The following is an 18015-nucleotide window of genomic DNA, read 5'->3' on the forward strand; positions in this document are numbered from 1 at the left end:
GATAGCGCCGATGGCGCGCACGATCGACGTGTCGGTGCAGCGAACGTGCTGTGCACCTCGCATGTAAAAGGAGCCCTCGCCATGAAGAAGCACCTGATTGTGGTCGCGCATCCGGTGGAAGACAGCTTCACCATGAGCCTCGCGCGGACCTACGTCGGCGAGCTGATCCGCGCGGGCTGCGACGTGCGCGTGCACGACCTTTACCGGATGGGGTTCGATCCCGTGCTGTCCGCACGCGAACTGATCGACGGGAAGGACGTGCACATTCGCATGGCCGACGTGCTGATCGCGCAGGAGGACGTGCTCGCGGCCGATGTCGTGACGGTTGTTTATCCGCTCTGGTGGATGTCGATGCCCGCGATGATGAAGGGCTACATCGACCGCGTATTCAGCCGCGGCTTCGCCTACGAGGTGGAGCAGGGCAAACTGCGCGGCCTGCTGTCCGGGCGCCGGGCGGCGGTGGTCACGGTGTCGGGCGCGCCGCTCGCCGCGCTCGTGCAGGACGGCCGTTGGCAGGCGCTGGAACTGCTGCAGGACACGCATATCTTCGGCGCGGCCGGGTTCGAGCTAGTCGGGCATCTGCACATCGACGAAGTCGGACCGGCGATGAGCCCTTCGGCTGCCGCCGCCGATCTCTCGCGCGTGCGCGAGTTCGTGCGCGAGCACTTCGCCTCGGTGCCGGCAGCATGAACGCGATTGCGAGGCGTGCGCGGCGTCCTGCCCGAAAGGCGCGCCAAGCACTGCCGCCGCGCGTGCGCCGGCTGATCGAGAGCCCGACCTACGTTCAGGCCGACGAGGACAGCGCGTTCCTGCGCCGCCCCGAAATGTGCGGCGTGCGCCTGCAGCTCGATTACTGGAAAGCCGCCGAGGCGTTGCAGCAGTTCGGCATTCGCGACACGGTCGTGGTGTACGGAAGCACGCGCGTTGAAGCCCCCGCTCGCGCGCGCCGCATGCTGGCCGAAGCGCGCGCGCGGCTCGAAGCGGATCCCGCCGATGCGCAATCCCACCGCGCCGTTTGCGCGGCCGAGGCGCAGGTCCGCCACAGCGTCTATTACGAAATCGCGCGCGAGTTCGGGCGGCTGGTGGGCGCCTCCGATGCGACGCCCACGCTTGCGCGGCTCACGGTCGTCACGGGCGGCGGCCCAGGCATCATGGAAGCGGCCAATCGCGGTGCGTTCGAAAGCCACTCGCTTACCGTCGGCATGAACATCGCGTTGCCGCGCGATCAGCTTCCAAACCCGTATCTGACGCCCGAGCTGTGCTTCCGGTTTCACTACTTCGCCATCCGCAAGCTGCATCTGCTGGAGAAGGCGAAAGCCGCCGTGTTCTTTCCGGGCGGCTACGGAACCTGCGACGAACTATTCGAAGTCCTGACGCTTTTGCAGACCCGCAAGATCGAGCCGATCCCGGTGGTGCTGGTGGGCGAAGCCTACTGGCGCGCGCTCGTGGATTTCGACTTGATGGCCGCGGAAGGAATGATCGCGCCGGGCGATCTCGCGCTCTTTCGCTTTTGCGAGAGCGCGGAGCAAATCTGGTCGGCCATCCGCGGGTGGTACGACGCAAGAGGATGAACCGCATGCGGACGCAGGCGTCCGCGGTGTTTTCGAGGCAAGGAGGAGTGATGAATTGGCTCGCAGAATATTTTTCGCGCAGAACCCCGGTGGTCAATATGTCGATGTGGGCGTATCCGCCTCTTCTGCTTGGCCCCGAAGGGCCGGTCGCACAGCAGCCGCATTGTCTGCCGTACCCGGGCGTCGAACTGGTCTTCAGTCCCTGCGAGGCGGTGCGGCGCGGCACGCGCAGCGACGAGCTGCCGGCGCGCTACGACATGCGCGGGCCGGCCGCGCGGGAGGTGCGTGAAATGGCGCATGACCGCGCGTTCTTCCAGTCGATCGAGATCTTTGCGCCGTCGCGTTACAACCGCGATTTCCTCATCCGGGTGAACGACGCGTTCGCGTTCGTGCCGGTCTTTTCCGCCGATGGCGCGCCGGGCTTCTTTGGCAGTTGCGTGGAGCAGCCGGGCGCTTCGCCCGCGCCGCAGCAGATGCCGCTGCCGTGGTGCTTCCGCGGCTATATCAGCATTTAAATCAGGAGTGGCGAGCCATGAAAACCGATATCGAATTGAAGCGCGACGTGGAAGCCGAGTTCGCGTGGGACAAGTCGATCAATCTCGCGGAGATCGGCGTGGAAGTGTCGAACGGGGTGGTCACCCTGTCGGGGCATCCGGCCAGCTTCGCGCAGAAAATCGCGGCGGAGCGCGCGGCGGGCAGAGTCGCGGGCGTGCGCGGGATCGTCGTCGAAATGGAGGTGCGTCTGCCGCGCCACGATGCGCGCAGCGACGAGGACATCGCCAACACGGTGCGCTCGATTCTCGAATGGACCGTCGGCCTGAACAACCAGAACGTGCAGGTGCAGGTCGAGAAGGGCTGGGTCACGTTGCTGGGCGATTGCGACTGGGGCTACCAGAGCCACGCTGCGCTAAGCGCGATCGCGCGCATGCGCGGCGTAACCGGGGTCACCGACAAAATCCGCATCCGCGGCGTGGCTTCGGCCGAGGACATCGCTAGCGGCATTCGCGATGCGATCCAGCGGCACGGGGATCGCGAAGCGAAGCACATCGGGATCGAGATCGACGACGGCACCGCCATCCTGACCGGCAAGGTCGCCTCGCACGCCGAGCGGCGGCTCGTGTGCGGGGCGGCGAAGGCGACGCCGGGCGTGCGGGCGATCGTCGATCTTCTGCAGGTCGAAGGAATGGCAACGCAAGGAGCACTGTGATGGATCGCATGTTTCGCCGATTCGAATGGCTGGCGTTCGGCGTGGTGACGGCGTCGGCCATTGCTTGCGCGGGGTTCATCGTCGTCGAGCGATGCGGCGTGTCCTTGCAGGGCATCGTCGGTGCGCTCGCCGCCCAAGCGGCTGCCGACAACGCGCTCGCCTGCGAGCAGGCGAGCCAGCCGGCCCCGTGCTCACAACTTCAGGCCGAATGGAAGGGGGCGCAATGAACGCTTTAGCGCTATGTACACGCGAGGTCGCCACGTGCGGCCCGCAAGCATCCATCGTCGAAGCGGCAGCCAGAATGCGCGCGCTGCACGCGGGCGATCTCGTGGTGGTGAGCGATGAGGCAGGCGTGCGCGTGCCGGTCGGCATGCTCACCGATCGCGATATCGTGCTGGCCGTGGTGAGCCAGGATGCGTCGCCGGCGAAGCTCTATGCCGGAGACGTGATGTCGGCGCCCGCCGTGCTCGCGCATGGCACCGACGACTTCTGGCTGCTCGCGAAGCGCATGCGTCTGCACGGCGTGCGACGGTTGCCCGTGGTCGGCGAAGACGGCGCACTGGTGGGCATCGTCTCGCTCGACGACCTGCTTCATGCGGCCGCGAATCTGCTCGACGAGCTGCGTCTCATCGCGGCACGCCAGCAACATTTCGAAGCGAAACACCGCGGCGAGCCGAGTTCGTCCGAGTAGCCGCGAAGCATCGAGGAGGTTCCCATGAGCGCTTCATCACGCATCCTCGTGGTTTTCTATTCGCGCAGCGAGACCACGGCCGAGTTTGCCGGGCGGCTTGCCGCCGAGCTGGAAGGCGATTACGAACGGCTGCAGGAGGTCGAGTTCGGGCGGCGCGCGGGACCGTTCGGATTCCTGTGCTCGATTCTCGATGTGGTCCGCAAGCGCCCCGCGCATTTGCGGCCGATGACGCACGCGCTCGCGAATTACGACGTGGTGCTGATCGGCACGCCGGTGTGGGCCGCCCGCGCCTCCACGCCAGTCGCGACCTGGCTGGCGCAGCACGCGCACGAAGTGCGCGCCACGGCGTTTTTCTGCACGATGGGCTCGCGCGGCAGCGAAGACACATTCGCGCAGATGCAGAAGCTCGCGCACCTTGCGCCGCTCGCCACCTGCGCGATTTCCGCGCGCGACATGCAGCGCGATGTGGCGGTGGAGAAGGTGGCCCGCTTCGTGCTCGCGATCAAGGACGCGCTGGCCGCGCGCGAACGCGAGGCGGTGCCCCGATGAACATGGCGTCGGAGCAGGCGGTGCGCGAGCAGCGCTTCGATTACGTGCTCGTGGGCGGCGGCATCGCCGGCGTGTCTGCGGCGCGTGCGCTGCGCCACGAGGCGCCGGGCGCGAGCATCGCGATCCTGTGCGGCGAGCCGGTCCTGCCGTACTGGCGTCCGCCGCTCACCAAGAGCTTTCTCATGGGAAAGAGCAGCGCGGCGCGGCTCACGATTCACCCCGCCGACTTCTACGAAAGGCAGAACATCGTGCTGCTGCTGCACGCGCGGGCCGCTGCGCTCGATTGCGCCGCGCGCCGCGTGCAGCTCGAAGACGGCAGCGCAGTAGGCTACGGCAAGCTGCTGATCGCGACTGGCGCCGCGCCATGCGTGCTGGACGTGCCGGGCGCGGCGCTGGCGGGCGTGCACCGTCTGCACGATATCGGCGACGCCGTCGCGCTGCGCGCCGATGCGGCGGGCAAGCGCCGCGCGCTCGTGATCGGCGCGGGTTTCGCCGGCGTCGAGGCGGCGGCGGCTCTGCGCGAGCTGGGCCTTGACGTGACGCTCGTCGAGCGCTCGGAGCAGATCCTGCCGCAGCTGCATTCGGCGCTGCTTTCGGAGCGCTTTGCGAAGCTCGCCGCGCAGCACGGCGTCGAAGTGTTGACCGGGCTCACGCTCGCGCGCTTCACGGGCAGCCACCGGGTCGACGGCGCGGTGCTGGGCGATGGCCGCGTGCTCGCGTGCGACCTCGTGGTGGTCGCGACCGGCGTGGTGCCGAACTGCGCGTTTCTCGCGGGCAGCGGCATTGCGACGAATGATGGCGTGCTTGTCGACGAATGCCTGCAATCGTCCGACCCGAACGTCTATGCGGCCGGCGACGTGGCGAATTTTCACGACCCGGTGCCGGGCGTGCGCCGGCGCATCGAGCACTGGGACAACGCGGCGCGCCAGGGGCGCCTCGCGGCGCGCAACGTGCGCGGCGCGCGCATGCCGTATCGCGAGGTCTCGATCTTCTATGGCGACGTGTTCGACGTGCCCTATAACCTGCTCGGCGACCCGTCCGGCGCCCAGGAGGTCGTGGAGCGCGGCGAATTCCCGCTCGCGCCGTACTCGGTGCTGTTCATGAAGCACCACGTACTGCGTGCGATGTTCTCGATCGGCGTGAGCCCGGACGAAGCGGTAGCCGCCGCAGAGATGATCCGCCACCGGCGCAATCTCGAAGGCAGCCGCGAGATGCTCGCGCAAGCGGGCTCGCGGCTGAGCGCCCTGCCTTCGCAGACCGTGCTCATCCTGCAGGGCGGCGGCGCGCTCGGGGCGTTCGAGGGCGGCGCGATCGCCGCGCTGGAATCGCATGGCGTGCGCCCCGACATCATCTCGGCCGTGTCCATCGGCGCGTTCAACGGCGCGATCGCCGCGAGCCATCCCGGACACGCGGCCGAGGCGCTCGACGCGTTCTGGCGCGAACTGTCGATCGAGGGCGTGGCAGCGCCGCAGCCCTGCGCGGACCTGCGGCAAGGCGCGCTCGCCTGGCATCTCGCGCTGTTCGGCGTGCCCAATTTCTTGCGGCCGCGCTGGTGGCCCGGCATCGGCAGCTACGCGCCGTGGTGGACGAGCTTCTACGATACCGGGCCGATGCTTGCGCTGCTGCGCCGCTACGTCGATTTCGACGCGCTGGCGGCGAGCCCCACACGGCTGCTGATCGGCGCCGTGGACGTCGCCAGCGGCGAGCGGCGCATCTTCGACAGCTACGTCGAGCGCCTCGCGCCCGAGCATCTGCTCGCCAGCGGCAGCCTGCCCCCGGCGATGCCGTGGACCCAGATCGAGGGCCGCGCGTACTGGGACGGCGGCATCGTCAGCAATTCGCCGCTCGATCTCGTGATCGAGCGCTGCGGGCAGGTGGCGGGGCGCGTGTTCGTTGTCGATCTGTTCTCCGGCGAGCGGCCGCTGCCGCAGAACCTCTTCGAGGTCATGCTGCGCCGGGACGAGATCGTTTATGCGGACCGCGTGCGCAATGATTTGCGCTTCGAGGAGCATGCCAACGACTTCCGCGACCTCGTCGAGCGCATCGCCGCCCAGCTCGACGCCGCGAGCGCCGCGCGCGTGCGGCAGTCGCCGGAGTACATCCGGCTGATGGGCAGCCACGCGCCGGTGAGCATCCACCGCATCGCGCTCGATGGTCCCGCGCCGGGCCGCGCGACGTTTGCGCGCGACTTCGATTTTTCGGCGGAATCGATCTCGACGCTCAGGGAGCTGGGCCGCGCGGCGGCGTTCGACGTGCTCGCCACGGGCGCTGCCATGACGCGCGGCGAGGGGGCGGTCGTCGGCCACCCCGACGAGGTGCGGAGCTAGCCGCGCATCGCTCCATCCCTTGAATCACGCAATTCCGGTGCCTAATCTTGATAAGTGCTTCGCTTGAGCCACGGCGCGGACCTTTTTCGGGCTTTATCTGATCGCTTACCTCAGTCGATTGCCAGCCGCGCGTAACCTGGAGCAGTCCGAAAGTCCATCGTTGGGAGGGAACGAAGCGTGGACGCCATTGCTCAATTCCTTGCAACCTCGGATTTCATCCCTCACGGCTATTGTCTGCACTGGTCGCTCCCGCTGATCTGGACATACGTGGGATCCGACGCGGTCATCGCGCTTTCCTATTATTCGATACCGGTGGTGCTGTGGTCGTTCGCGCGCCGCCGCACCGATCTTCCGTTCAGTTGGCTGTTCCTTATGTTCGCGGTGTTCATCCTCGCCTGCGGTACCACGCATTTGCTCGCCATCGTCGACATCTGGCACCCCGTCTATTGGCTGGATGCGGGCGTCAAGACCGTCACGGCGCTGGCTTCGCTGGCGACCGCCGCCGCCATGTGGCCGCTGATTCCGAAAGCGCTCGCGTTGCCGAGCCCGAAGCGGCTTTATCAAACGAACCGCGATCTCGTGCGCGAGGTCGCCGCGCGCCAGGCTGCGGAAGAGCGGCTGCGTTCGCTCACGCGCGAACTCGAAGAGCGGGTCGCGCAGCGCACGGCGGAACTCGAAAGCGCCAACGAAGCGCTGCGCCGCAAGTCCGCGGACCACGAGCGCGCGGAACGGGAAATGCGCGACAGCCAGCAGCGGCTCCAGTCGATCGTCGATAACGCCGCCACCGTGGTCACAGTCAAACAGCTGGATCGCCGTTACGCGCTCGTCAACCGGCGCTTCGAAGCGGTTTTTCACATCGAACGGGGGCGTGCGCTGGGCAGTACGGACGAGGCACTGTTTACGGCCAGGCGCGCGCTCGCGTTCCGCGAGGCGGACGAGCGGGTGCTGGCGGGAGAAGTCGACGAGCGGGAGGAGGAGGTCACGCTCGACGGCCAGCTGCACACCTTCCTTTCCGTGAGCTTTCCGATTCGCGACGCCGAAGGCCGCACGGTCGCGATCGGCGGCATTTCCACCGACATCAGCGAACGCAAACGGGCGGAGGAGCGGCTCAGGCTCGTCGTGGAGGCCGCGCCCAACGCCATGATCATGGTGAACCGCGCCGGCCATATCGTGCTCGTGAATTCGCAGGCGGAGCGCGTGTTCGGCTACTCGCGCGACGAGTTGCTCGGTCTTGGCATCGACGAGCTCGTGCCGGCGAGACTGCGGGCGGGCCATCCCGCCTGGCGCGCGGCCTTCTTCGGCGACCCGAAGAGCCGGCCGATGGGCACCGGGCGGCATCTCTACGGCCTGCACCGCGACGGCAGCGAGTTTCCGGTGGAAATCGGCCTCAATCCGATCGAGACCGACGAAGGCATGTTCGTTCTGGCCGCGGTCGTCGACATTACTGAGCGCAGGCGCGCCGAGGACGCGCTGCAAGAGCGTACCGACGAGCTCGCCCGCTCCAATCGCGACCTGGAGCAGTTCGCATACGTCGCCTCGCACGACCTGCAAGAGCCGCTGCGCGCCGTCGCCGGACCGTTGCAGCTTCTGCAGCGGCGCTACGAGGGGCAACTGGACGCGCGGGCGGACGAATACATCGGCCACGCCGTTGAAGGCGCCGCGCGCATGCAGGCGCTGATCGAGGATCTTCTGACGTATTCGCGCGTGGGACGGGCCGAAAATGTGTTCCAGCCGACGGAGTGCGAGGCCGCGCTCGACTACGCTCTGAAGAATTTGAGCACGGCCATCGAGGAAGCCGGCGCACAGGTGCATCGTGGGCCGCTTCCCACGGTGCGCGCCATTGCGCCCCAGCTTTCGCTGCTGTTCCAGAACCTGGTGGGCAACGCGATCAAGTTCCGGCGCAAGGAAGGGCCAGTGGAGATTCGCGTGGGCGCCGAACCGCGCGGCGGCGTTTGGCAGTTCCGCGTGAAAGACTACGGCATTGGTATCGACGCACAATATTTCGAACGGATCTTCCTGATTTTTCAGCGCCTGCATACCCGACGCGATTATCCGGGCACTGGTATCGGACTCGCGCTGTGCAAGCGCATCGTGGAGCGTCACGGCGGCCGGATCTGGGTCGAATCCGAACCGGGCAAGGGCACGACGTTCTTTTTCACGCTGCCGGGGCAAGGCGGGAGCGAATCGCGATAACCGCGCAACCCGGAAGGAGCGAGCCGATGTCACGCAATGCGTTTGACGGCCTTGTCGAAATTCTGCTCGTCGAGGACAGCCCGACGGACGTGATGATGACGCGCGAGGGGCTGGAGTACCACAGGGTGCTCAACCCGCTGCGGGTCGTGGACGACGGCGTCGCGGCGATGGCCTACCTGCGCCGCGAGGGTCCGTACCACGCCGCGCGCCGGCCGGGACTCATCATTCTGGATTTGAACCTGCCCAAGAAGAGCGGCAGGGAGGTGCTTCAGGAACTGAAGGACGACGCCGATCTGCGCAACATTCCGGTCGTGATCCTGACCACCTCCAGGTCCGAGGAGGACGTGGCGAAATCCTATGGACTGCATGCCAACTGCTACATCGCGAAGCCGGTGGATTTCGCGAGGTTTGCAGACGTGGTGCGCAGCATCAGCGAATTCTGGTTCGGCGTGGTCACGCTGCCACCCGGAGAGCAATGAGCGTTGCGCTTGAAGAGCTTCGCGTCCTGCTTGTCGAGGACAATCCGACCGACGCGTTCCTGATCCGCGAGGCGCTCGCGGACGTCCCGGAATTCGCGCCGGTGCTGGTGCACGCGGAGCAATTGTCGGCGGCGCTGGCGCACCTGCGGGCGACGCCCTTCGACGTGGTGCTGCTCGACCTGGGGCTGCCGGATTCGCAGGGTCTTGATACCTTCCACGCGCTCCATCTTCAAAAGCCGGAGACACCCGTGCTCGTGCTGACCGGGCTCGACGACATGTCGGCCGGCCTGCTGGCGATTCAAGACGGAGCGCAGGACTACCTCCTCAAGCGGGAAATCCAGCCCATGCTGTTGAGCCGCGCGATCCGCTACGCGATCGAGCGGCAGCGCGTGTCGACCGTGCTGGCGGCCAGCGAGGAGCGGTTTCAGCTGGCGGTCAGCGGCGCGGCTGCCGGGCTCTGGGACTGGGACCCGCGCAGCAACGCGGTGTATTTCTCGCCGCACTTCTGCGAAATCCTCGGCTATGCCGAGGACGAACTGCCCAGCGACATCCGGGTGCACCGCTATGCGATTCATCCCGACGACATCGAGCGCGTGACCTCCGCGCTCGAGGCGCATCTCGCGCACCAGGGCGCCTATAGCGTGGAGTATCGGGTGCGCACGAAATCGGGCGAGCTGCGCTGGATTCTGTCGCGGGGGCAGGCGCTGTGGAATAGCGCGGGCGAGCCTTACCGGATGGTGGGCTGGATCGTGGACATCACCGATCGGCGGCGTGCGGAGGAGGCGCTGCGGGAGTCGCGCGAGGAGCTCAAGCGGCTTTCCGCGAACATCCAGCGTGTCAGGGAAGAGGAGAAGGCGCGCATCGCGCGCGAAATGCACGACGACCTTGGGCAGCAACTCACCGCGCTCAAGCTCGAAACGGGGCTGCTCGAAAACCGGCTCAGAAGGGCCGGGGCCGGCACGGACCAGGGCGAGATCGGCAGGCTCAACACGATGATCGACCAGATCGTCGCCTCGGTGCGGCGCATCGCTTCGGACCTGCGTCCGCGCATGCTCGATGACCTTGGCCTGATTCCCGCAGTCGGCTGGCTGATCGAGGAGTTCTCGACCCGGTACGGGATCGAGGTGGTCGCCAACATCGACGCAGACGCGATCGCGTTCAATCGCGAGAGCGCCACGGCGGTGTTCCGCATGATCCAGGAAGCCCTGACGAATATCGCGCGCCACGCGAACGCGACCGAAGTCCGCGTCGAGATCGTGCGCGGCGCAACCGATTGCAGCGTGAACATTGCGGATAACGGCCACGGCGCCGCCAACGAAGTTCGACCGGGCCTCAAATCGTTCGGATTGCTGGGCATGCGCGAGCGGGCCGAGCGCCTGGGCGGGAAGCTCGCCATCGAGACCGCGCCGGGCCGCGGTTTCGCGGTGAAAATCGCGATGCCGCTTGCCATCGTCGAGGCGGCGGAGCCGGATTGAGGCACAGGGCGCGCCGGGAAGGCGCGCCGCGCTTCACGTTCCCGTTCCCGCAACCTGCTGCTGCCGGGCATGCAGCAGCCGGATCGCGTCGCGCGCGGCAATCCACGCCTCGTTGGTCGGCTCGACCACCACCGTCACCGCGCTCGACGCGTGCGAGATCACGTGCGCGTTCGCGGCATTGGCCGCCGGGTCCAGCTCGATGCCGAGCCAGCCGAGCGCCGCGCAGATCCGTTCGCGCAAAGCCGCGCAATGCTCGCCGATGCCGGCGGTGAAGACCAGCATGTCGAGACCGCCCAGCAGCGCGGCGAGCGCGCCCGTCTCGCGCACGATCCGGTGCGCGTACAGCGCGAGCGCGTCGTGCGCGCGGGCGTCGCCGCTAGCCTCGCGCGCCAGCAGCTCGCGCGGATCGGACGAAATGCCGGACACGCCCTTGAGCCCCGACTCGTTGTAGAGGATCTGGCCGAGCGCTTCGTGGCTGAGGTGCTCGACGTCGAGCAGATGCAGCACGGCGCCGGGATCGAGCGTGCCGCAGCGCGTGCCCATCATCAGACCGTCGAGCGCGGAAAACCCCATCGTCGTCGCGACGCTGCGCAGCGCGCGCATGGCGCACAAGCTCGCGCCGCCGCCCAGGTGCGCCGCGATCACGCGGCCCTGGGCGCGCGCGCCGAAGGCCTCGTCGAGCGCGACGCTCAGGTATTCGTAGGACAAGCCATGAAAGCCGTAGCGGCGCACGCCCTTGTCGAACCACGCATGCGGCAGCGGCAGCAGTTGCTCGTTGCGCGGCAGCGTGCGGTGGAACGCCGTGTCGAATACCGCAATCTGCGGGACGCCCGCGAAGGCGATGCGCAACAGCTCGATGGCATCGAGGCCATGCGGCTGATGCAAAGGCGCGAGCGGCGTGAGCCGGCGCAGCGCGCCGAGCACGCCGGCGTCCACGATCGCCGGCGCCGCGTACTGCGCGCCGCCGTGCACCACGCGATGCGCGACGGCGCCCAGCGTGAGATGCGGGAGCCGCTCGCGCATCCATTCGACGATCTCGCGGAGGACCCGGCGAAACGGGTCCTCGCCGGGCGCCTTGTGCAGCGGGCGCGCGGGGGCCGCGTCAAGGCGGATCGCCATGCCATCGGCGGTGTCGATCGCTTCGCCTTCGTGCAGCGGCTGGCGCTGCGGGTCGCCGTGCGCAGGCCAGGCGAACACGGCGAACTTGACGCTCGACGAACCAGCGTTGATGACAAGCAGTGCAAGCGTGCGCATGGGTCTCCCCGGTGCGGGTTCAGGCGCCTGCCGGCGGCGGTCAATCGCGTGGCACGGTGTCTGCTGCGGCAGTGGGTGCAACGCAGTCTATGTCGGGGGGCGCCTGCACGCTTGACTCAGATCAACGGGGCCCGCGCGCGGTGAACCCACAGTGGAGCGGTTGTGGCCGCGCGGCCGCTCAACCGGCTGGATCGAAACAGGGGAAGAACGATGAAAGCTGCCGTGCACGACGCCGAATCGCGAATCGACGAGCGCCCGAGCGCCGCCCATGGCGCGCCGGCCAGCGCCCCCGACCGCGCCCCCGACCGCGCCCGCCCGCAGACGGCCCGCGGCGACGAATGGAGCCGGGCGGCCCACGCGGGCATGGCCGCCATCACGTTCGGCCTCTCGCCGATCTCACTGACGCTCGCCGCCATCGACTGGGGTGCGCATCTGGCGATTGCGCCCGGCAAATGCTTCGACCTCGCCACCAAGGTGTGGCTCGCGGCGAGCCTCTTTCCCGCCGCGGTGCCCGCTGCCGGCGCGGACGCGGACGCGGGTGAGGTCGAAAGCGGCGTCGCGGTGCACGCGGGCGAGGCCGACCCGCGCTTCGTGGCCGCCGCGTGGTCGAACTGGCCGTTTCATCTGTACCGCGACGCCTTTCTCGGGGTTCAGCGCTGGTGGCGCGAGGCGACGCGCGGCGTACCCGGCGTCGAGCGGCACCATGCGCAACTGGTGGGCTTCGCGGCGCGCCAGTGGCTCGACGCGTGCTCGCCCGGCAACTTCATCGCCACCAATCCGGTCGTGCTCGATACGACGATCCGCAGCGGCGGCGCGAATCTCGCGGCCGGCCTGTGCAACTGGCTCGAAGACGCCGTGGCCATGGCCGGCCGCCTCGCCGGCGTGCATCCGCGCGCCGCGCAAAGCTTTGTGCCGGGCCGCGACGTCGCGCTTACGCAAGGCCGGGTCGTGTGGCGCAACGAGATCTGCGAGCTGCTTCAGTACGACCCGGCCACACCCGCCGTGGCCCGCGAGCCGGTCCTGATCGTGCCGTCGTGGATCATGAAGTACTACATCCTCGACTTGCAGCCGCACGACTCGCTGATCCGCTTTCTGGTGGAATCGGGCTTTACGGTGTTCGCGATCTCGTGGCGCAATCCGGGCGCCGAAGCGCGCGATCTCGGCCTCGACGATTACCTGCGCGACGGCTTTTTCGCCGCGCTCGAAGCGGTGCGCTCGCGATGCGGCGAAGCCGTGCACGCGATGGGCTATTGCCTCGGCGGAACGCTGCTCGCGATCGGCGCGGCGGCGCTCGCGCGCGACGGCCGCCGCGACGCGCTGCGCTCGATCACGCTGCTGGCCGCCTTGACCGATTTCAGCGAACCGGGCGAGCTCGGGCTCTTCATCGATGCGAGCGAGCTTTCGGCGCTCGAGGCGCTGATGTGGCGCCAGGGATACCTGGACGGCGCGCAGATGGCGGCGGCGTTCCAGCTGCTCAATGCCCGCGACCTGATCTGGTCGCGCATGATGAGCGAGTATCTGCTCGGGCGGCGCACGAAGCCCAACGACCTCATGTCGTGGAATGCGGATACGACCCGCATGCCGTATCGCATGCATACCGAGTACCTCACGCATCTCTTTCTCCACAACGACCTCGCGGCGGGGCGCTATTGCGTCGGCGGCCAGCCGGTCGCGCTCTCGGATATCAAGGCGCCGATGTTCGTCGTTGGCACGGAGCGCGATCACGTCTCGCCGTGGCGCTCGGTCTACAAGCTGCATCTGCTCACCCACAACGCGCTCACCTTCGTGCTCACCGCGGGCGGCCACAATGCGGGCATCGTTTCGGAGCCGGGCCACGCGCAGCGCTACTACCGGTGCGCCACGCGCGAGGCTGGCGCGGCGTACCGCAGCGGGCACGAATTCGTGAAGGGCACGCCCGCGGTCGAGGGGTCCTGGTGGACCTGCTGGCGCGACTGGCTGCGCGATCGCTCGACGGGCGAGGCGCCGGCGCGCACGCCGCCCGCGGGACTGGGCCCGGCGCCGGGCGCATACGTGTTGCAGGCTTGAATCCGGGGCAAATCGGGCACGAGCCCGGCACGAATCACGCGCGAACCCGGCACGAACCGGACGATTCAGGCCCGCACGGCTCGGGGCCCGCGCGGCTTCGCTCGCTGGCGCGCGCGGGCGGCAGCCTCGGCCTTCGCGAAAAATGCCTGCAGCGCCGGATGCACGTCGGCGCGCCAGCGCTCGCCCGTGAACAGCCCGTAGTGATCGCACCCGTCCACGTCGAGGCGCTGCCGCAGCGCAACGCTGCTGCACATCTCGAGCGCCGCATGCGTCTGCCCGGCCCCGGTGACGGCATCGCGCGTGCCCTCCACGCTCAGGAGCGCGACCTCGCGCAATGCTGCCGGCTCGACGAGCGTGCCGCCCGCGACGCGCCACGTGCCGGCCGCGAGCATCGCGCGCTGAAACACGATATCGACGGTGTCGAGGAAATACTCGGCGGGCATGTCGATCAGCGCGGTGTATTCGATCAACTCGCGGCGCGCGCCGGCCAGCGCGCGGGCGTCGCCGCGCGAGCCGGCATGGGCGTAGCGGTCGATCAGCGACATGTACCGCTGCGGATAGAGAATCGCGATCTCGGCCTGCTGCAACCAGGTCGGGAACACCCGCCGGCCATGCCCCGCGAACCCCGGCGGCACGACGTCGATCAGATGGCGTTCGCACCAGTCGAGCGAATGCGACACGGCGGCGAGACCGAGCGTGCCCGGATTGCGGCGCGCGTCGAGCGGGCCGCCTATCAGCGTGATGCTGGCGGGCGGCGCCAGTGCGCGCTGCGCCCGCAGCGCAAGTGCGCCGAGCGCGGGAAACGTGGACTGGCAGACGGCGACGACGTGCAACGGCCGGCCGTCGCATGCGAGCTGATCGATGAAGCTGTCGAGCATCGCCACGTATTCGTTCAGGCCGAAGCGTCCCGCCGCGAGCGGCACGTCGCGCGCGTTGGCCCAGTCGGTGATATAGACGTCGCCGTCGGCAAGCAGCGCCTCGACGGTCTCCCGCATCATGACGGCCGCATGGCCGGCCAGCGGCGCGCACAACAGCACGGCGCGCGCGGCGTCGGGGCGCGCGAAGCGGCGCAGGTCGCAAAACGGCGTGCGCGCGACCACGCTTTCCTCGACCGCGCAGCTGCGGCCCGCGAGCGCGATGGCGTCGATCGCGAACGGCGGCGGGCCGTCGGCGAGGCCGAGCAGGGGCTCGTACAGATCGGCATAGCAGGATGAAGCGGCGTGCGCGAGCGGGGGCGCGGGCCACGCCTCACAGGCGCTGCGCATGGATTGCGACGCCGCGCGCCATGCGCGCAGCCATTGGCGCTGCTGTTCGACCAGGGCATACCACATGGTTGACCTCACTGGCTTGCGGCCTCTTGTCGGCCTGAGCGGCCTTGGCCCGCCACCTGCGAGTGAGCGCGAGGCGCTCGCGCTATGGCGGCCATGTTGTCTTCCGGCGTTTCACGCATCGTAGCCGCAATGAGCGCCCGCAGCTTCGGGATTGCTGCCCTGAACGTCGGGCAGGTCGGCTATCTCGCTGAACACTTCGGCGATATCGGCATGGTGGATGGGCATGATTTCGGCAGGTTTGCGGGGGGTTATCGGCTGGCCGGGTGACTGCGCTGGCGCGCAAGCGCGTCGAGCAGCGGCGTCCAGAAGGCTTCGGTTTCGTAAGCTGCGGGTGCGCCCCCGGTGTCGAAGCGGATCGCCAGGGCGCGCTCCGTGGCGCTCAGGGGCTCGGCCCGCGCGAGTTGATCGGCGAGCACAGCGGGGCCCGCGTCTGACGCATCGCGCCCGAGCGCCGCCCTCGACTCGACGCGCGCGAACAGCGTCGCGCGATCCGCGGTGAAATCGAGCAGGGCGACGCGCACGCCCAGACGGCGCGCGAGCGCGATGAAGGCGCTGCGGTTGTTTTCGCGCAGGAATGTCGCATCGACGATCGCCGTGTAACCGCTTTCGAGCACGGTTTGGGCATGCGCGAGCAGGCCGCCGTAGATCGCGTCGACCTGGCCGGCCGTATAGGCGCAAGCGGGTAGCCGCGCGGCGTCCGGGACGCCGGCGAGACGCTTGCGCTCGGCATCGCTCGACAGGCGGATCGCACCAAGCCGCCGCGCGAGCGCGCGGCTCGCGAGCGACTTGCCCGAGCCCGAGACGCCGTGGCACAGCAGCAGCGCGGGACGCGCCTCGCTCATGCGCGCCGCGACGCCCGCCGCCACGCGCCGATAGCGCGCGGATTCGGCGGCATCGCCGCGCAGGCGCGCCACCAGCGCGCGCACGAGGGCGCGCGAGGCTGTATAGAACGGCAGCACGCGCAGCGCCGCGTAATCGCCGGTTGCGGCCAGCCATGTGCCGAGCAGCCGGTGCGCGCAGTCCTCGCGCCCGTGGGCGGTGAAATCCATGAGCGCGAACGCGAGATCGCTCGCGATGTCGATCCAGCGCAGCGCGTCGTCGAACTCGATGCAGTCGAACATCAGCAGGCGGTTGCGCCAGCGGATCAGGTTGTCCAGATGCAGATCGCCGTGGCAGGCACGCACGAAACCGTTTGCCTGGCGTTCGTCGAATTGCGGCGCGAGGCGCGCCAGCTCTGCCTCGCACCACGCGCGCAACGCGGCCTCGGCCGGCGCGGCGGGGTCGAGCGTGGCGGCGAGCGGCCGCCATTGCGCCGTCACGCTGGCCGCGCTGCCGTAGCGTGCGCGCGGCGCGCGGCGGGGCGCGTGCAGGTGATAGTGCGCGAGGCGCGCCGCCAGGGCATCGGCATCAGCGAGACCGTCGTCGCGGCGCGCGCAGCGCGCCGAGAGCACCGCGCCCGCGTCGAAGCGGCGCATGCGCACCGCGTATTCCACGACGCGTGTCAGCGGGGCCGGGCGGCGCCCCGCAGGCACGTTCGAGGCGGCGCCGAAGATGCAGCGCCGGCCCCGCGCGACGAGCGGCGATACACCCAGATAGAGCGGCCCGGCCAGCGCCCGGTTGAGCGTGCACTCGGCCTGCGCGCAGCGGCGGCGCCGCGCGAGCCGTGTGAGATCGGCGAAGTCGAACTTCACGGGCTTGAAAAGCTTGTAGGCGTAGCGTCCGGCGAGAAAGACGACCGACAGGTGCGTCTCGATGCGCCGGATGCGGCCAGCGGGATGCGGGTAGGTGCTTGCGCGGCGCAAGGCGCGATCGACGCGGCGGGCGTCGCGGCGCGCCTTGCCACCGCTTAGCGCGAAGGGAATGTGGTGTGCGCGGGACATGGCAGGAGCACAGGAATCGGAGCATGCGCGCGTGCGGCGCACGCGCGCTCGAGCGTGATGGTGCGCACGCGGCGTGCGCGGCGCGGGCCGAACAGCAGGCGGTGCAGGAGAGGCGGCAGGGTCATGATCGTAGCTCCAGGTTGAGGGGGCGCACATGTGCGGATGCACATCGGCGGGCGTCGCGCCGGCCAAGTCCATTCGACCCGACCCGCGCCGCCTGCGATTGATCGAAATCAATCGGCGCTGCGAAGCCGCCACGATGATGGGATCAAACGCCACGCGAACCATGCACGGCCGCCACGCCCTGGAGGGACAGATGCAAACGCTGCAGGTGGAGATTCCCGTCGATTACGTGACCCTGGGCGGAACCCTGGAGATGCCCGACAAGGCCCGCGCCATCGTGGTGTTCGCGCATGGCAGCGGCAGCAGCCGCTTCAGCCCGCGCAACCGGCAGGTGGCGGCGGGGCTGCACGGCGCGGGCTTCGCGACGCTGCTGTTCGACCTGCTCACGGCTGAGGAGCAGCGGCACGACAGCGTCGACGCCACGTACCGCTTCAACATTTCGCTGCTGGCGCGCCGGCTTGCCGCGACCCTCGTCTGGCTGCGCGAGCGGCCCGAGATCGCGCCGCTGCCGGTGGGTCTTTTCGGCGCGAGCACGGGCGCGGCCGCCGCGCTCGTCGCGGCGGCGCAGACGGATTCGGTGGGCGCCATCGTGTCCCGGGGCGGACGGCCCGATCTTGCGAGGACGGCGCTCGCCTCGGTTACGGCGCCCACGCTGCTGATCGTGGGCGGACTCGACGAGGAGGTCATCCGCCTGAACCGCAAGGCCGCCGCGCAGATGCACTGCGAGCATCGCATCGACATCGTGCCCGGCGCGACGCATTTGTTCGAGGAGCCGGGCACGCTCGAAGAAGTGACGCGCCTTGCCAGCGACTGGTTTGTGCGCTGGCTCGATGGACGCACGCGCGCATGAGCCGTTCATCGGCTGTTTATTTTTCCACCCTTGATTTTC

General features: G+C 68.8%; 18 protein-coding genes. 14 read left to right on the plus strand and 4 right to left on the minus strand.

Features of this window, described 5'->3' with window-relative positions; all coding sequences use genetic code 11:
- Positions 1-81: 81 nt before the first annotated feature.
- The 11 genes from NH14_RS26225 (at position 82) to NH14_RS26275 (ending at position 10492) form a co-directional block, all read left to right on the plus strand.
- Entirely contained in the window at positions 82-690 is a 609-nt protein-coding gene (locus NH14_RS26225; protein WP_035529850.1) for an NAD(P)H-dependent oxidoreductase, read from the plus strand.
- Complete coding sequence (locus NH14_RS26230) at positions 687-1571, plus strand: LOG family protein (RefSeq protein WP_035529848.1); 885 nt, start codon at positions 687-689, stop codon at positions 1569-1571. The genes NH14_RS26225 and NH14_RS26230 overlap by 4 nt, the downstream gene beginning before the upstream one ends.
- 50 nt (positions 1572-1621) lie before the next feature.
- Positions 1622-2086, plus strand: a complete 465-nt coding sequence (locus NH14_RS26235) for a hypothetical protein (RefSeq protein WP_035529845.1) — start codon at positions 1622-1624, stop codon at positions 2084-2086.
- Between the two features lie 17 nt (positions 2087-2103).
- Entirely contained in the window at positions 2104-2778 is a 675-nt protein-coding gene (locus tag NH14_RS26240) for a BON domain-containing protein (RefSeq protein ID WP_035529842.1), read from the plus strand.
- The gene (locus NH14_RS26245; RefSeq protein ID WP_035529841.1) at positions 2778-3005 is read left to right on the plus strand and encodes a hypothetical protein; all 228 of its coding nucleotides are present in this window, start codon (positions 2778-2780) and stop codon (positions 3003-3005) included. Before NH14_RS26240 ends, NH14_RS26245 begins: the two co-directional genes overlap by 1 nt.
- Positions 3002-3469: a CBS domain-containing protein gene (locus NH14_RS26250; RefSeq protein ID WP_035529839.1), complete on the plus strand. Its 468-nt coding sequence runs from the start codon at positions 3002-3004 to the stop codon at positions 3467-3469. The genes NH14_RS26245 and NH14_RS26250 overlap by 4 nt, the downstream gene beginning before the upstream one ends.
- A gap of 24 nt (positions 3470-3493) precedes the next feature.
- Entirely contained in the window at positions 3494-4018 is a 525-nt protein-coding gene (locus tag NH14_RS26255; protein WP_035529836.1) for a flavodoxin family protein, read from the plus strand.
- Positions 4015-6345, plus strand: coding sequence for an FAD-dependent oxidoreductase (locus NH14_RS26260; RefSeq protein WP_052148241.1), 2331 nt, complete (start codon positions 4015-4017; stop codon positions 6343-6345). The genes NH14_RS26255 and NH14_RS26260 overlap by 4 nt, the downstream gene beginning before the upstream one ends.
- 177 nt (positions 6346-6522) lie before the next feature.
- Positions 6523-8538 (plus strand): sensor histidine kinase, encoded by a 2016-nt coding sequence (locus NH14_RS26265; RefSeq protein WP_052148240.1) that lies wholly within the window; start codon positions 6523-6525, stop codon positions 8536-8538.
- 26 nt (positions 8539-8564) lie between these two features.
- Positions 8565-9017 carry a response regulator gene (locus NH14_RS26270; protein ID WP_035529832.1) on the plus strand — a complete coding sequence of 151 codons (453 nt, stop codon included), beginning with the start codon at positions 8565-8567 and terminating at the stop codon, positions 9015-9017.
- Positions 9014-10492 carry a PAS domain-containing protein gene (locus NH14_RS26275; RefSeq protein ID WP_035529830.1) on the plus strand — a complete coding sequence of 493 codons (1479 nt, stop codon included), beginning with the start codon at positions 9014-9016 and terminating at the stop codon, positions 10490-10492. Before NH14_RS26270 ends, NH14_RS26275 begins: the two co-directional genes overlap by 4 nt.
- Positions 10493-10525: 33 nt before the next feature.
- Here the strand turns inward: NH14_RS26275 and NH14_RS26280 are convergent, their stop codons facing one another.
- Entirely contained in the window at positions 10526-11746 is a 1221-nt protein-coding gene (locus tag NH14_RS26280) for an acetate/propionate family kinase (RefSeq protein ID WP_035529828.1), read from the minus strand.
- Between the two features lie 210 nt (positions 11747-11956).
- Between NH14_RS26280 and NH14_RS26285 the strand changes: the two genes are divergently transcribed.
- Positions 11957-13792, plus strand: a complete 1836-nt coding sequence (locus tag NH14_RS26285) for a PHA/PHB synthase family protein (RefSeq protein WP_035529826.1) — start codon at positions 11957-11959, stop codon at positions 13790-13792.
- Positions 13793-13857: 65 nt separating this feature from the next.
- On the opposite strand, the gene phaZ is transcribed toward NH14_RS26285, so the two are convergent.
- Positions 13858-15123 carry a polyhydroxyalkanoate depolymerase gene (gene phaZ, locus NH14_RS26290; protein ID WP_035529824.1) on the minus strand — a complete coding sequence of 422 codons (1266 nt, stop codon included), beginning with the start codon at positions 15121-15123 and terminating at the stop codon, positions 13858-13860.
- Between the two features lie 84 nt (positions 15124-15207).
- Between phaZ and NH14_RS26295 the strand changes: the two genes are divergently transcribed.
- Positions 15208-15390 carry a hypothetical protein gene (locus NH14_RS26295; RefSeq protein WP_035529822.1) on the plus strand — a complete coding sequence of 61 codons (183 nt, stop codon included), beginning with the start codon at positions 15208-15210 and terminating at the stop codon, positions 15388-15390.
- Here the strand turns inward: NH14_RS26295 and NH14_RS26300 are convergent.
- Positions 15372-17003, minus strand: coding sequence for a bifunctional aminoglycoside phosphotransferase/ATP-binding protein (locus tag NH14_RS26300; protein ID WP_035529820.1), 1632 nt, complete (start codon positions 17001-17003; stop codon positions 15372-15374). The two genes, NH14_RS26295 and NH14_RS26300, sit on opposite strands and share 19 nt — an antisense overlap.
- A complete protein-coding gene (locus NH14_RS26305; RefSeq protein WP_161790862.1) occupies positions 16970-17128 on the minus strand; it encodes a hypothetical protein in 159 nt (52 codons plus the stop codon). Before NH14_RS26305 ends, NH14_RS26300 begins: the two co-directional genes overlap by 34 nt.
- A 191-nt stretch (positions 17129-17319) precedes the next feature.
- Between NH14_RS26305 and NH14_RS26310 the strand changes: the two genes are divergently transcribed.
- Positions 17320-17976, plus strand: a complete 657-nt coding sequence (locus tag NH14_RS26310; RefSeq protein WP_035529981.1) for a dienelactone hydrolase family protein — start codon at positions 17320-17322, stop codon at positions 17974-17976.
- Positions 17977-18015 lie beyond the last annotated feature (39 nt).

The organism is Paraburkholderia sacchari, from assembly GCF_000785435.2.
Taxonomy (GTDB): domain Bacteria; phylum Pseudomonadota; class Gammaproteobacteria; order Burkholderiales; family Burkholderiaceae; genus Paraburkholderia; species Paraburkholderia sacchari.